Source organism: Pararhizobium gei, from assembly GCF_029223885.1.
Classification (GTDB): domain Bacteria; phylum Pseudomonadota; class Alphaproteobacteria; order Rhizobiales; family Rhizobiaceae; genus Pararhizobium; species Pararhizobium gei.
This window is the reverse complement of sequence record NZ_CP119409.1, coordinates 1,574,380-1,588,518: the sequence shown is the minus strand read 5'-3', so window position 1 is coordinate 1,588,518 and position 14,139 is coordinate 1,574,380. Positions and strand designations below refer to the sequence as shown.

Sequence of the window (14,139 nt, the reverse complement as noted above, 5' to 3'; positions counted from 1 at the left end):
CATGACCGACCTTATCGACTGCATAAAGTTCATCAAGGACGGGCAAGCCAAGCTCCCGTCATTCGGGGAAACGCTTGGCGTTGGCTGCCCCCGCCGGAGCGCCATCAAGAAAATGGCCGAAGACATCATCAAGTCGCTTCCGAAGGCGCGCATTCAGGAGCGCGGCGATATTTCAATCGTCAGCATCATGGGCGTGCGAACCACATCGACCGGCGGCATCGATGGCGCTTTGCGAAACTGGATCGCAGCGGCCTACCGCAAGCTCGACCAGACTGGTTCCATTCAAACCTCGGGCGAGAGGGAGAACGTCCGATGAATGTCACCGAGCGCGATATCGCGATTTTCAGAGCCGCATTTTACAACAATACGGGCGATGAAACCGACGATCCGATTGAGATCGGGCTCAGAGCGGTCTTTGCGGCCCGGCCGTCTTGCTTCGTCCGGATCGATGCCGAGCGGCAGATCAATCCCGCCGATGTCTCTGCCATGGTCTGGGATCGCCGTTTCTACATGAACGGCAGCGCCACCACGCTTGTCATCACCATGCGTGACGGCAGCGTGCATCGCCTGGAGAACGATGCCTGGACGGACGCATTTGCGATCGAGCAGAAGATCCAGGCGGCGGTTGGAGGCGTCCTATGAGCGCCCGTACCGCAAAATGCGTGAGCGAAGGTTACGCCTTGTGTGATCCCAATGGCAGGCTTGCGCCTCTGTCGTTTCGGGGCACGCGAACCGAATCCATCACCGCACTTTTCGCGCTTGAGGACTGGGCTGGAAAGGAAAGCGAGGGCTGGAGCGCCGAGATCGTCTATGCGCGAATTTTCACCCCGAAATTCTTCGTTGATGTCATTCCCGAAGAAAAGGCGGTGGCATGATGCCGGTCATCTTTCTCGAAGAAGAACACACCCGTCTGAAATCCTACACCGCCTCCACCAAGGGGGCCGTGTCCATCGTTCGCGTCGATATCGAGGTCACCGATCCGATGCGCCTCGGTTATTTGCTTGCCGAGCTGGAGACGATCGAGAAGGCGCAGAAAGCCAGACAGACAACCGAAAAGGCAGCCGCCAGGGCGAAGACAAGAGCGAAGCCGCAGCTTGCCCTGGCTGCCCCGCTGTTGCGCCTGGCGCACCGGACGGAGGGCGAGTGATGGATCTTGCAACCTCCCGCCTCGCGGTTTTGCGAGCACAAAGCAATTGCCCCGCCTGCGGTGCTTTCGTCTCCGTCCACGGCACGGGCGAAGCGCATAACTCCGCGCTCTTCAAATGCGGAGCGATTTTCGACGTTAGGGACGGTGAGCCTCTAACGGTCCTCAAGGTCTGCCCGGCTCCGTCCAATGTGGCCGTGGCGCAACTCAACCGGCAGGCGGAAACCCTTGCCGCCGACACCCCTCATTCCGCCAATCAGAGGAACCCATGACCAGCGCAACGCAAACCGACGAAACCATCAAGGCCGCCACTGGCCCGACGATCCTGATGGGATCGGGCACATATTTCGATTTCAACGACCCGGAACACAGCGAAATCACGATCGAGGACTATGCCGCCGGCCTCGCCTTTGCCTGCCGCTTCAGCGGCCAGTGCGTGGATCAGCGGACGGGACAGCGGGTCTATTACTCAGTCGCGCAGCATGCCGTGATCGGGTCCTACGCTGTTCCACCGGAATATGCGTTCGACTTTCTGATGCATGAATCCGGCGAACCCGTTTGCGGCGATATGGTCGCGCCGCTGAAATCGCTCCTGCCGGGCTATCAGGAGATCGAGAGACGCTGCGAAACGGCCATCATGGCGAGGTTCGGCGTCCGCATGTCCAATCCGGCTTTGATCAAGGAATATGACCTGCGTATGCGAGCGACCGAGCGTCTGCAGCTTATGCAGTGGGACGGACAGTCTTGGGGTAGCCAGTACACGGGCGGGCTAAGAGGCGAATTTCCGCCCTTGCCCATCACGATCGAGCCGGTCGGGCCGTATGAGGCCTATGCGCTGTTTCTGGATCGCTACCGCGAATTGGTGGCGCTGATGGATAGTCAGGGCGATTCTGCGCCTATCGCTCCTGCGCCCCAGGATCGACTGAGAGTGACCGGATTTCGCGGAAACCCGCTCCGCGTCGTGCTTAGTAGTGGCCATGAGGCGACTGTCACGCAAAAGCTAATTGACGCTTTCGCCAGCCCTTCGCCCTTCGATCAATCCGGAGGCGTCGGCCCGGCGTTGGGGCATGCACTGGAAACTATCGCCACCACTTATGTATCTGCGGTTTCGCCAACATCCCCTACGCCCTCCGATCATGAGGAAATGTCGATCCGCGCAATTATGGAGCAAGCGCAGGTCTTTGCGTCAACGTCATCCCTGGTCGGCGGGCGCTTTGATGACGGGTCTAAATTCCAGCAGTCTGAGGCCGATAAGGCAGAGCTGGAATGGATGGTCCGACGTGCACTCGCGGCCGTTGTGTTGGAGGGCTCGACCGGTGCCTGAACGTATCAAAATTACGTCAGCCATGAACCGCGAAACCCTGAAAAAGCGCATTGCCGCCTTAAGGTCGAAGACCACGGCGCGCGGCTGCAGCGAGGCCGAGGCTCTTGCCGCAGCGGAAAAGGCAGCTGCGTTAATGGCCGAATACAAGATCTCCGATATTGATCTGGAAATCTGTGATGTATCTGTCGCTAGTAAAACCGCTGGCCATTCGGTTCGGGACAAGTTGTGGAATGTCCTCACCCGGTGCACCAATACAGTCGCCATGGTCATGCCGGACGGCAATCGGTGGCAGCGAGAATTCATCGGCTGCGCTCCAGGGCCAGACGTCGCGGGTTATCTCTATGTGGTTCTCGACAGAGCCATAGACCGTGAAATCCAGTCCTTCAAAGAAGGTGCATTCTACCGGCAGCGCCGCAACCGCAAAACCCGAACGGCCGCTGTCCGCGATTTTACCGTGGGGCTCGTAGCACGGCTGTCGATACGGCTACATCTGCTGTTTGCCAGCGAAATTTCAGCCCCGTCGCAGGAACTGGCAATAGCCGCTAGGGAGGAGCGATATCCGACAAGCGTCGCGGTGAAAAACCGGCCCCATGATATCCGGTTTTCACAGGCCGCTATTTCAGGCTCCATTGCAGGTGATGGCATTCCGCTGTCTCACGGCATGCGAGATGGAACAGAACCACCGCGACTGATTGGCGGTGGCAGATGAACGCGACCGCCATCATCAACATTGCCCGCCAGCAGCTCAGCATCGAGGAGGAGGCCTATCGGGCGCTTCTCGTGCGCGTGACCGGCGTTGCATCCCTGAAGGAAATGTCCGGCCGGCAGCATATCGCCGTCATCGACGAGCTGAAGCGCCTCGGCTTCAGGGTCAAGGCCGGCGGCAAGACACTGCCGCCGTCGCCAAAACCCTATATCCGTTTGATCCATGCCTTGTGGAAATCTTGCCACCGTGCCGGCGTCATCGAGGACGGGTCGCGGACAGCCCTGCGTACTTTTGCGAAAGGCTTCGTCGCACCGAAGGATGCAAAGATTTCTGTCGATCCTGATCTTCTGACATATGACCAAGCCCGTCCGATCATCGAAGCGCTGAAGGTCATGGAGCGTCGCGGCAAGGGGAAAACCGATGCGTGAGGTGACGATCGAGGCCCAGATCAAAGCCCTGGAGGCCGCGATCGGCAGCGGCGGCCCCGGCATTTGGCGCGAAGGTCACCAGGAGGTGCATCGCAAGCAGCTGGAAGCCGCCCTCCGGACACTCAAGTTTTTCGCTGTCAATGCAGAGATGATCTATGCCGCGATCGGAGATGCCAAGCCTTGACCGCACCCGCCGTTCCGCGTTCGCTCCAGGATATTGCCGAGACCCTTGGTCTGCCGGTGGTGCTGAAGCTTGTCGCGCGTTTTGGCGGTACCGAGATCAAATTTCCGAAACATCCTGACGATCAGCACGCGGTTATAGTGGCTCTTGGCAAAGAGGATGGCCGTGCGCTATGTAACTTCCTATCCGGTGGAACTATCTATGTTCCGCACATGCGCAAGCGAGGTTCGATCCGGGCTGACGTTCTTGCTTTGGAGAGCGCTGGAAAAGACCGTGCTGAAATTGCACGGCTCCTCGGCGTTTCTCAGCGCTGGGTACGCGCCATGGCGAACAAGACATCGAATACCGATCAGATGAAGCTTTTCCCCGACTGACCGGAATTCAGTTCCGGGCTTAATTGTGACCCCAGCCCCTAATGGTCATCGCGTATTTCCCTCGCGAGGCCCAAATGTCTTACCGTTTTCGCAAACCGACGCGCCCCGTAACGCGCGTTTTCCTGCATTGTTCCGCATCCGACAATCCAGCGCATGACAACGCCGCCACCATGGATCAGTGGCACAAGGAACGCGGCTGGGCCGGTATCGGCTACAACCTTTTCATCCGCAAGTCCGGCCTTCTGGAAATCGGCCGCAGTCTCGAGGTTACGCCGGCCGCCCAGGCTGGACACAACACCGGCACTATCGCGATTTGCCTGCATGGCCTCAAAGCCGAGAATTTTACCCAGGCACAGTTCGCAACTCTGAAGTCCCTCTGCGATCAGATCAACGTCGCTTATGGCGGCAAGGTGACCTTTCACGGACATTGCGAAGTCGCGCGCAAGGCATGCCCGGTGTTCGACTACAAGCGCATCCTGTCGCTTGATAGCGGCGGTCATTTCCCGTTGGTTCACCTGACAACGCCATCGATCGAGACGCCCACGATCGGCGGCATCGAGCATCTTGAGGAACCCGATATGCGTGGGCCATCCGTTCTGCAATTTGGAGACAGGGGCAGCGCTGTCGAGGATCTTCAGAAGAAGCTTGCTGCCCTGGGCTATTTCCCGGGCAGGATTGACGGTGATTTCGGCGAAAAGACACGAGCGGCGGTCCTGGCCTTCCAGGCGGACAACCATCTGGTCACCGACGGGAAATACGGGTCGGGCAGTCGCGAGGCGATGAAAAAGGCAAAGCCTGCCCCCGTGTCTGCGAAGCGTTCGGCCGCCACATTGGCAACGCTTGCAAGTGAGGGCTCGACGATCGCTAAGGCTTCCCTCAACACCCAGGTGGCTGGCGGAATTGCAGCGGTCGGCGGCATCCTCGTCACCTTGAACGAAGCGTCGGGCATCCTGACCAAGCTTACCGACAGCATGGGCTCGATCGGCGACATTCTTGACGGCCTCAGCCAGTGGCAGGGTGCCGGCATCGCGGCGCTCGGCATCTATGTCGTGCTGCGTTCTCTTGCGGCCGGCCGCAACCATGTTGCGGACTACAGGAGCGGCAAGACGGCATGACCGATCCCGATACCCTGACGGTCCTTGGCCTGAAGGTTGCAACTCTCCTTTCATCCTGCGCCGCCGCCGTTCTTTCGGTGGCGGTCGAATGGCGTAAGCACGACGCGCTGACGGCTGTCGGCTCGATCCTGGCCGGCGTCTTCGTCGCGACCGTCGCCACCGAGGCGACGATCGACTTCCTCGAACTTGCCGACAAGAGCGGCACCTGGAGCCACACGATCGCCGCCGTCTACGGCATCACGGGCCGCAACATCATCATCTGGGCGCGCAATGCGTCCAGCGATCCCACGTCGTTCATTCGGCAGATTCTTGGACTTGGTAAGAAGGACGGCGATTCATAACATGGCGACGGATCAGGATACCCGCCGCAAGGCCCGCTCGGATTATGTCTATCGGCGGATGACCATTGCCACGATCGCTCTCACTCTTTCCATCAGTCAGGCCACAATTGGCCGCTGGAAGAAGGCAGCGAAGGCTTCCGGCGACGATTGGGATATGGCGCGATCCGCCAGCATCATTGCCGGTGAAGGCATCGAGACGGTGGTTTCGTCCGTCGTCGAAGACTTCATGATCATGGCGCAGTCGCTTCTTGAGCAGATCAAGAACGACAGCCTGCCCATGGCCGAAAAGGTCAAGCATCTCGTTTCCCTGGCGGATGCCATGACGAAAATGACGGCGGCGGCCGGCAAGCTCGCGCCGAAGATTTCGGAGCTTGGTGTTGCCCAGGACGTCATGCGGCATCTGCTCGACTTTGTGCGCCAGCATTTTCCGCACCATGCTGCGGTGATACAGGAAATCATCGAGCCCTTCGGTGAGCGGCTGTCCGGCCTGTACACGTCATGAGGAAACGGCCCGTCCTGAAGGCGAAAATCAGCGCGAAGGATTTTCGCGATTCGATCGCCAACATGGCGGACGAATTCGCACGCTGGATCGAGTTGTCTGTAACGGCCTTTCCTGCCGATCCACAGGCAAGACGCGAGCGACTGGCGAAGCTTTCCCATCCGCTGACCGGTTTCCAGTATTTCATGGAGACCTATCTGCCGCATTATGTGCGGGGCGAGCACAGCCTCTTCCACCGGCATATTTTCGCGCGGGTGCCGGAAATCCTTGCCACGCCGAAAGGTGCACGAGACCTGTTTATCGCGCCCCGCGGTTCCTCGAAATCCACCCACCTTTCGCTCGGCTTTGCCCTGTATTGCGTGGTGCGTGGCCTGAAGCGTTACATTCTTGAGGTCTGCGACGTCTACAGTCAGGCCGCGCTGTTGATCGAAGCGATCAAGGCGGAGCTTTCGACCAACCCACGCATCCAGTACGATTTTCCCGACGTATTCGGCGAAGGCCGGGTCTGGCGCGAAGGCGAGATCGTCACGCGCAACAATATCCGTGTCGAGGGCCTGGGCGCTCTGCAGAAGATCCGTGGCCGTCGCCACGGTCCCTATCGCCCCGACCTGATGTTCTTCGACGATCTTGAGAATGATGAAGCGGTGCGGTCGCCCGATCAGCGCAAGAAGCTGGAGAGCTGGGTCAATCGCGCGGCGCTGAAGGTCGGCCCTCCCGATGGCACCATGGATGTCATCTGGGTTGGCACTGTCCTGCATTTTGACGCCGTCCTGGTCCGCGCCTCGAAGTCGCCGGTCTGGCGCGTCACCGAGTTTCAGGCGATCGTCAAATGGCCTGATCGCATGGACCTTTGGGACCGGTTCGAAGAAGTCTTCCAGAACGATGGCGAGGATCCTGCTCGGGAATTCTATCTTTCGAACCAGGCCGAGATGGACGCCGGCGCTGTCGTCAACTGGCCCGGCGTCCAACCGCTCATTTTCCTCATGTTCGAACGGGCCGGGTCGCATGACGCCTTCCAAACCGAATATCAGAACAAGCCGATTTCGGACGGTAACCCGTTCGGCAAGATCGTCTATTGGAACGTCAAGATTTCCAACCTGGTCTATTTCGGCGCATGCGATCCATCGCTTGGCAAGAACGGCAAGGGCCGCGATCCCTCCGCCATCCTGATCGGCGGTATGGACCGGCTGACAGGCAAGATGGACGTCGTCGAAGCGTCGATCCGCAAGCGTCTACCCGACATCATCATTTCCGACATCATTGCCTTGCAGCGGGAATACCGCGCCGTTCTCTGGTTCATCGAAGCTATCCAGTTCCAGGAGTTCCTGCGAACCACGCTCATGGCCCAGGCCGTTAGAGAAGGTGTCGCGATTTCCGCTATCCCGATTAACCCGACCACCGACAAGATGCTGCGCATCGAGCGCCTGCAGCCGCCGATCGCGGCCGGCCTGATCCGTCTCGGTTCCGAGCAACGAACCCTGATTGACCAGTTGCAGCAGTGGCCGAACGCCGACCATGACGACGGTCCCGACTGCCTCGACATGCTGTGGCAGAATACCGTTCACTATTCCGGCGGCGCGTCGGCCGGGAGCGGCGGTGGCGTCATGACAGCCGCTGATAGCGAGAGCGATGCACTAAGGGGTTACCGCCTATGAAGACCAAATCCAAAGCCATCGCCGTCCAGACCCGCAAGAACATACCGGCAGCCGGCACGGTACTGATCGCCAATGCCCGCAATGACATCACGATACCGTATTATTCCGGTGCCCTGCAGCACGCCGACGACACACTGATCCAACGCGGTGGTGGCAAGGGCCTGAAGATCTATGACGAGATCGAAAGGGATACACATGCTTTTGCCATGCTGCAGAAGCGGGTGAAGCATCTTATCGCGCGAGACTGGGAAGTTAAAGCCGCCAGCACCAGCGCACTTGACATTAAGGCGGCGGACTTTGCCCGCGACGTCTACACCAACATGATCTCGTTTGACCGTCTCACGGAAGATATGGTGTCTGGAGCGATGTTGAAGGGTTTCGCGCCCACGGAATCGGTCTGGGCCCGCGATGGCAGCCGTATCATTCCCGAGGACGTGGTCACGCACGATCAGCGCCGTTTTGTTTTCGACGAAAACTGGCGCCCCCGGTTACTGACCTGGGCGAACATGCGTGATGGATTGGAACTGCCCGATCGGAAGTTCATCGTCCATCGTTTCGGCATTAAGGGCAATAACCCTTACGGTCTCGGTCTTGGCACGCGATTGTTCTGGCCGGTTCTGTTCAAGCGGGAAGGTATCGCGTTCTGGCTACATTTCCTCGACAAATACGCGGGACCAACCGTCGTCGGTAAAACGCCCTATGGTGTCCTCTCCGCAGATCAGCAGAAATTGCTCAACACGCTACAGGGCATCAGAACCAGCGCGGCCGTGACGGTTCCGGTGGGCACGGACGTCGAATTCCTTGAGGCGTCCCGCTCGGGGTCGGTAACCTATCAGGACTTTCTAGCCTACTGGGACAAGGCTATCTCGATCTGTGTCAATGGCGAGACGTTGACCACGGATATAGGCAGTTCCGGATCTCGCGCCGCGTCCGAAACTCATGCTGACATGCTGGACCTGCTTGTCGACGGCGATGGCGACTTGTTTTCCGACACGCTTCGCGAACAGTTCACGACCTGGCTGATCGAATACAATTACCCTGGCGCAGGCATACCCTCCGTTTACCGCCTGCGACCATCCAACGAAAAGGAAAAAGCCGAAGTTCGGAAAGCGAAGGCGGACGCTGCGACTGCAGAAAATAATGCCATCGGTGTTATTCTCGTCACCGCCGGCCAAATCGACGATGACAAGATCGCACGGGAATACGTCACCTCGTTTGGTTTAACGGATCACCTCTCCGACGCCGCGATCGATAACCTGGTCGAGGCTCGCTTCGCCTTTATGGAGGGCGGCAAGCGCGCCCGCGACATGCGCGAGATTGCCAAAACATCGGCCACCTTCGCGGCGCTGTTCGACGGCGTAAAAAAAAAGACCATGAATGCGTAAGCTTCGCCGAGGATGACAGCACTGTCGATCGGCTCACGCAACAGGCAGAGGCGGCAGCCGGCCGGCTGATCAATCGCCGCCTCGATGCGATCCGTGCAGCGCTCGACAAGCCGGACTTTGCGAGCGTCGCCGCCGAGCTGCTGCAGCTTTCTTCGAAATGGACACCGGTCGCACTCGGTACTCTGCTTTCCGATGTTCTCGATCTCGCCGCCCTGCAGGGTCGCGAAGCCGTGTTCCTCGACGGTGAGGACGTGCTTTCGTTTGCCGAGTTCGATGTCTTCAGCCAGCCGTTCAAGGAACAGATCGACTTTTTCACGCAGAAGCGGGTAAAGCCGACGAAGGTTTGGACCGATGCCATGCGCGGCATCCACGATCGCGCCTTCGTCATTGCCGGAGCAACCGACACGGCCATGCTGTCGGATTTCCAGACGGCGATCTCCAGGGCGATGAGCGAAGGCACCGGCCTGGACGCCTTCCGCAAGGACTTCGATCGCATCGTCGAGCAGTACGGCTGGAAATACAAGGGCGAGCACGGCTGGCGCACCCGCGTCATTTTCGAGACCAATATCCGGACCAGCTATATGGCGGGCCGGCTGAAGCAGATGCGCGATCCGGACGTCATCCGTCTGCGTCCCTTTTGGGAATATCGACACGGCGAAACCCGCCAGCCAAAAAATCCCCGTGCTCGGCATCTTGCATGGCATGGCACGATCCTGCGGCATGACGATCCGTGGTGGAACACGCATTTTCCGCCGAACGACTGGCTATGCTCCTGTGGCGTTAGAACCCTATCGCTCGCCGATCTTAAGCGGCGCGGCAAGTCGGGTCCGGACCAAGCGCCCGGCGACCTGTTCACGCCGATCATCGACCCTGTCACCGGGCAGCTTTCCGAACGGCCGCAAGGCGTCGGCTACGGCTGGGACTATCAGCCCGGCCATCTCTGGGAACAGGGGCTGGTACCGTCGTCGTTGATGGATCAGGCGAACCCGCTTCTTTCCAATCCGCGCATGGCCGTGTCGATCGACGCGCCCGAGCCGATCGACACTCTGGTCGCGGCCGCCAAGCCCTTTGCTGCCAAACCGCTCGCAAGCGGGCTTGGGGCCGAGGATTACGTTCGCGCTTTCCTGAAGCCGTTCGGAGCCGACATCGGTCAGGCCGTCCTCTTCGAGGATGCGGCCGGCGTCAAGGTGCCGGTCTCCGATCAGCTCTTTCGCGATCGCCAGGGGGAGTTCAAGGTCTTCAAGCGGGAGCGGTCGGAACTGTTGCCGCTGTTGGCGGAGGCATTGCTGGATCCCGACGAAATCTGGATCGGCGTTGCCCGCAAGAAAGACCCCGTTGATGCCGAGCTTGAGGAGTTGATCGTCGATCGCCGTTACATTCGTGCCGATCCCAAAACCGGCCTATTGGTCATTTTCGAGATCGGTGAGAAGTTCTGGGAAGGCGTCACGGCCTATGCCGCGTTGACCAAAACCGGAAAGCCGGATCTCAAGACACTCGATCGCAGGCGCGGCGGCAAGCTGGTCTACACGCGACCAAAACGAAAAAGGCCGAGGTGATCCGGCCTTTTGTGCCGTCAAGCTAGCATGACCCATCACCGGTCTCGCTTTCAGGCAAGACCATTATAGTCGGAAGTCCGGAAAAGTCGATATGGCCCCGATCGTCTACACGCTGGAACTGAAAAGCACGGAAGCTCGCGAGGCGGTCAACCGGCTGGTCGCCAGCATGTCGAACCGGCAGGGCTTCTATAAAAATGTGGGCGAGCACCTTCTCAATTCCACAGCCGACAACTTCAGGCTTGAGCGCAGCCCGGAAGGTATCCCTTGGAAACGGCTCATGCCCAAGACGATCGCCAAACGAGAAAAACTCGGCCAGGTGCCGATAACGATCCTGCGAGCCCGTGGCCGTCTGGCCGGGTCGATCAACATGGTCGCCACCAATGAGGAGACACGTTTAGGAACGCCCGTGCCTTATGCCGCTATCCATCAGCTCGGTGGCGAGATCAAAAAGAAGGAACGGCAGCAGACGATCTACCAGCGGTACAACCCAAAAACCGACACTCTGGATCAGAAATTTCGCCGGAAATCGAAGAGCAACTTTGCGCGAGACGTAACCGTCAAGGAGCACGTGATCAATATTCCCGCACGTCCCTATCTCGGTGCCTCTGAAGCGGATGAAAAGATCATAGTCGGCATCGCGGAAGAGTGGCTGCTCTCGGAAAACCCAGACTTCAAATAGCGCCGCACAGGCGCGTTTCAGGTCAGTCCCGCCCCGATGGTCTGGAAAATGGGTGCGAGGCCCGTTAGACCCCCGTTAGAAAGCCGGGAAAACGCACCGTCCGTGTTTTCAGGGGGGCGGACTTGCAACTCTTCTCCGCCTGAAGCATTGTCTCTCCGCAAACGCGAACTCACTTGGCCGGAAGTCACTTCCGGTCATTTTTGTTTTCAGCATCGGCCAAGGTCTTTCCAGCACCTCATTGGAAAGACCGAATGACAACGACCGCAGCTCGTACTGCCCGCATCGAAGTATTCCGCACAGGGACGTTCACCCCCATGGAGGGGGCCGCGATTTCGTACAGCGCCGCCGACCTGCGGGCCGTCGCCGATTGCTACGATTATGCCACCGCGCCGGCTCCTATCGTCGTCGGCCATCCCACAACGGACGCACCGGCCTTCGGTTGGGTGCAGAGTTTCGATTTCGATCCTGGCACCGAAAAACTCTATGCCAATGTCGGTGAGATCAATCCGGCCTTCGCCGAGGCGGTCAAAGAGGGACGCTACAAGAAAATTTCGCTCCAGTTCTTTTCCCCTGGTGTCGCCCACAATCCGGTTCCCGGATGCTGGTACCCGAAACATGTCGGCTTTCTCGGTGGCGCGGCTCCCGCTGTGCCGGGCCTCAAGAACGTTCAGTTTTCGGCACCCTCGGCCGACATGCCGACGTTCACTGCCTCATTCGGCGAGCGCGGTTTCGAGCAGACCGCCAGCCTACTGCGCATGCTGCGCGAATTCTTCATCGAGAAATTCGGCATGGAAGACGCCGACAAGGCTCTGCCCGGTTACCAGATCGAGTGGCTGGGTGAGACCGATATCGGCAAGCCGAAGAGCTTCGCGGCCGGTGGCATCGTCGGCCCCCACCTCGGCACAGTCACCCACCGCATCTCCCGTGAGCCACTTATTGTCCCAAAAAAGGAGCAGACACCCGTGACCACCCCCGTTGATCCCGCTTTCGCCGCACGCGAAGCGTCCGTGAATGCCCGCGAGGAAGCGCTGAAGGTGCGCGAGCGCGATATCACCCATGCCGACAATGTCGCTTTCGCGGAGGCGCTGGTTACGGACAGCAAGCTGATTCCAGCCTCGAAAGACCAGCTCGTCACCATTCTCGACGCGCTGCCGGCCGAAACGTCCGTCTCTTTTGCCGCCGGTCAACCGGCCGTTCCCGTCGCCAAGGCGATCCGGGACCTTTTGACCGCGCAGCCGAAGGTCGTTTCGTTCGGCCGTACCGACCTTCCGGCGTCAGGCCGTGAGGCAACCGCGTCTTTCGCCTCCGATGGCAAGGAGGTCGATGCCGAGCAGCTCGAACTTCACCAGAAGGCGCTGGCATACCAGCGCCAGAACCCCGGAATGGCTTACATCGCCGCCGTCAACGCCGTCTCGTAACAGGAGCATTTTCCCATGCAGCATTTTCATGATGTCCTGACGGACACGGCGATTCCGACGACGCTGTTCGACGCCTACGACCTGATCAGTTTTAACGACGGGCTGATCGTGGCCGATGACGTCGCTGTCAAGGGTGTTGCAAAGCACCCCTGCACCGAAATCGGCCAGCCGACTGCCGTCATTCTCCTCGGCTGGGCGCGTGTTCGCGCACGCGGTGCCATCGCCAAGGGCGACAGGCTGATTTCCGCTGCGGCCGGTGGCGTCAAGACTGCCGGTGCAACACCGGCAAACCCCTTCGCCCGCGCCCTCACCGCCGCCGCTGACGGTGAATTCGTCACCATCCTAATCCGTTAAGGAAGCCATTCATGGTCAAAGCCCTCAATCTGCGTACAGCCGCCGTCATCGATCCCATCCTCTCGACGCATGCGCGCGGCTATCGCAACTCGACCTTCATCTCGACCGCGCTGTTTCCACGCGTGTCGATCCCGAACCGCTCGATGCGAGTCATTCGTTTCGGTAAGGAAGCATTCCGGATGCTCAACACCCGGCGTGCGCCGGGTACAGACAAGAAGCGCGTCCAGTACGGCTATGCTTCCGATGCCGTCGCACTTGTCCAGGATGCACTCGAAGGCGTGGTTCCGGTCGAACACCAGGAAGAGGCCGAGAGCGTTCCCGGCATCGACCTCGGTGCGGGTGCCATCAACATGGTTCTCGATGTTCTCGATCTCAATCTGGAATACGAGACTGCCCAGATTGCCCGCAATGCCGCGTCCTACGACGCCAACCACAAGCTCGCCCTGGTCGGCGCGGCTCGCTGGACCGGCGCAAACAGCGACCCGAAGGCGGACATCGATGCCGGCAAGGAAATGATCCGCCGCTCGATCGGCCGCTATCCCAACACCCTCACGCTGGGTCCGAACGCCGGTAATGGTCTGAAGAACCACCCGAAGATCAAGGAGCAGTTCAAGTACACGTCGAAAGACAGCATCACAACGGACATGCTCGCTGCCTATCTGGACGTTAAAAAGGTGGTGATCGGCTCCGCCGTGTTCCTGCCGGAAACGGTCGATGATGCGGCGCTCGCAAACGACGTCTGGGGCGATGACGCCATCCTCGCCTATGTGCCTGAGACCGGCGACAATTTTCAGGTGCCATCCTACGGCTATACCTACGAACTGCGCGGTTATCCGCTGGTCGAGCAGCCGTATTTCGAGAACAAATCGGACAGCTGGATCTACCCGACCAAGGTCGAGCGCCGGCCGATCCTCACCGGAGCCGAAGGCGGCTTCCTCTTCCAGAACGCCGGCGCGCCGGCAGCGTAAGGGGAGACCATC

General features: G+C 59.6%; 20 protein-coding genes. All 20 read left to right on the top strand.

Annotation, left to right across the window (positions count from 1 at the left end):
* Nucleotide 1 precedes the first annotated feature (1 nt).
* Nucleotides 2-316, top strand: a complete 315-nt coding sequence (locus tag PY308_RS07575) for a hypothetical protein (RefSeq protein WP_275789735.1) — start codon at nt 2-4, stop codon at nt 314-316.
* The gene (locus PY308_RS07570; RefSeq protein WP_275789733.1) at nt 313-642 is read left to right on the top strand and encodes a hypothetical protein; all 330 of its coding nucleotides are present in this window, start codon (nt 313-315) and stop codon (nt 640-642) included. Before PY308_RS07575 ends, PY308_RS07570 begins: the two co-directional genes overlap by 4 nt.
* Nucleotides 639-875, top strand: coding sequence for a hypothetical protein (locus PY308_RS07565; protein WP_275789732.1), 237 nt, complete (start codon nt 639-641; stop codon nt 873-875). The genes PY308_RS07570 and PY308_RS07565 overlap by 4 nt, the downstream gene beginning before the upstream one ends.
* Nucleotides 872-1,147, top strand: coding sequence for a hypothetical protein (locus PY308_RS07560; protein ID WP_275789730.1), 276 nt, complete (start codon nt 872-874; stop codon nt 1,145-1,147). Before PY308_RS07565 ends, PY308_RS07560 begins: the two co-directional genes overlap by 4 nt.
* Nucleotides 1,147-1,416: a hypothetical protein gene (locus PY308_RS07555; protein WP_275789728.1), complete on the top strand. Its 270-nt coding sequence runs from the start codon at nt 1,147-1,149 to the stop codon at nt 1,414-1,416. Before PY308_RS07560 ends, PY308_RS07555 begins: the two co-directional genes overlap by 1 nt.
* Nucleotides 1,413-2,468, top strand: a complete 1,056-nt coding sequence (locus PY308_RS07550; RefSeq protein WP_275789727.1) for a hypothetical protein — start codon at nt 1,413-1,415, stop codon at nt 2,466-2,468. The genes PY308_RS07555 and PY308_RS07550 overlap by 4 nt, the downstream gene beginning before the upstream one ends.
* Entirely contained in the window at nt 2,461-3,177 is a 717-nt protein-coding gene (locus tag PY308_RS07545) for a DUF7168 domain-containing protein (protein WP_275789725.1), read from the top strand. The genes PY308_RS07550 and PY308_RS07545 overlap by 8 nt, the downstream gene beginning before the upstream one ends.
* On the top strand, nt 3,174-3,602 hold the full coding sequence (locus PY308_RS07540) for a regulatory protein GemA (RefSeq protein ID WP_275789724.1): 429 nt from the start codon (nt 3,174-3,176) through the stop codon (nt 3,600-3,602). The genes PY308_RS07545 and PY308_RS07540 overlap by 4 nt, the downstream gene beginning before the upstream one ends.
* Entirely contained in the window at nt 3,595-3,786 is a 192-nt protein-coding gene (locus tag PY308_RS07535; RefSeq protein ID WP_275789722.1) for a hypothetical protein, read from the top strand. Before PY308_RS07540 ends, PY308_RS07535 begins: the two co-directional genes overlap by 8 nt.
* The gene (locus PY308_RS07530) at nt 3,783-4,157 is read left to right on the top strand and encodes a helix-turn-helix domain-containing protein (RefSeq protein ID WP_275789720.1); all 375 of its coding nucleotides are present in this window, start codon (nt 3,783-3,785) and stop codon (nt 4,155-4,157) included. Before PY308_RS07535 ends, PY308_RS07530 begins: the two co-directional genes overlap by 4 nt.
* A 74-nt stretch (nt 4,158-4,231) precedes the next feature.
* The gene (locus tag PY308_RS07525; RefSeq protein ID WP_275789718.1) at nt 4,232-5,272 is read left to right on the top strand and encodes a peptidoglycan recognition protein family protein; all 1,041 of its coding nucleotides are present in this window, start codon (nt 4,232-4,234) and stop codon (nt 5,270-5,272) included.
* A complete protein-coding gene (locus PY308_RS07520; RefSeq protein WP_275789716.1) occupies nt 5,269-5,613 on the top strand; it encodes a hypothetical protein in 345 nt (114 codons plus the stop codon). Before PY308_RS07525 ends, PY308_RS07520 begins: the two co-directional genes overlap by 4 nt.
* Before the next feature lies 1 nt (nt 5,614).
* On the top strand, nt 5,615-6,115 hold the full coding sequence (locus PY308_RS07515; protein WP_275789714.1) for a DUF1804 family protein: 501 nt from the start codon (nt 5,615-5,617) through the stop codon (nt 6,113-6,115).
* Nucleotides 6,112-7,767 carry a phage terminase large subunit gene (gene terL, locus PY308_RS07510; RefSeq protein ID WP_275789713.1) on the top strand — a complete coding sequence of 552 codons (1,656 nt, stop codon included), beginning with the start codon at nt 6,112-6,114 and terminating at the stop codon, nt 7,765-7,767. Before PY308_RS07515 ends, terL begins: the two co-directional genes overlap by 4 nt.
* Nucleotides 7,764-9,152 (top strand): phage portal protein family protein, encoded by a 1,389-nt coding sequence (locus PY308_RS07505; RefSeq protein ID WP_275789711.1) that lies wholly within the window; start codon nt 7,764-7,766, stop codon nt 9,150-9,152. Before terL ends, PY308_RS07505 begins: the two co-directional genes overlap by 4 nt.
* Before the next feature lie 230 nt (nt 9,153-9,382).
* On the top strand, nt 9,383-10,708 hold the full coding sequence (locus PY308_RS07500; RefSeq protein WP_275789710.1) for a PBECR2 nuclease fold domain-containing protein: 1,326 nt from the start codon (nt 9,383-9,385) through the stop codon (nt 10,706-10,708).
* 91 nt (nt 10,709-10,799) lie between these two features.
* Nucleotides 10,800-11,387 carry a phage virion morphogenesis protein gene (locus PY308_RS07495; protein ID WP_275789708.1) on the top strand — a complete coding sequence of 196 codons (588 nt, stop codon included), beginning with the start codon at nt 10,800-10,802 and terminating at the stop codon, nt 11,385-11,387.
* A gap of 251 nt (nt 11,388-11,638) precedes the next feature.
* A complete protein-coding gene (locus PY308_RS07490; RefSeq protein WP_275789707.1) occupies nt 11,639-12,805 on the top strand; it encodes a hypothetical protein in 1,167 nt (388 codons plus the stop codon).
* Nucleotides 12,806-12,820: 15 nt separating this feature from the next.
* Complete coding sequence (locus PY308_RS07485) at nt 12,821-13,159, top strand: capsid cement protein (RefSeq protein WP_275789705.1); 339 nt, start codon at nt 12,821-12,823, stop codon at nt 13,157-13,159.
* 11 nt (nt 13,160-13,170) lie between these two features.
* On the top strand, nt 13,171-14,127 hold the full coding sequence (locus PY308_RS07480) for a major capsid protein (protein WP_275789703.1): 957 nt from the start codon (nt 13,171-13,173) through the stop codon (nt 14,125-14,127).
* Nucleotides 14,128-14,139: the final 12 nt, after the last annotated feature.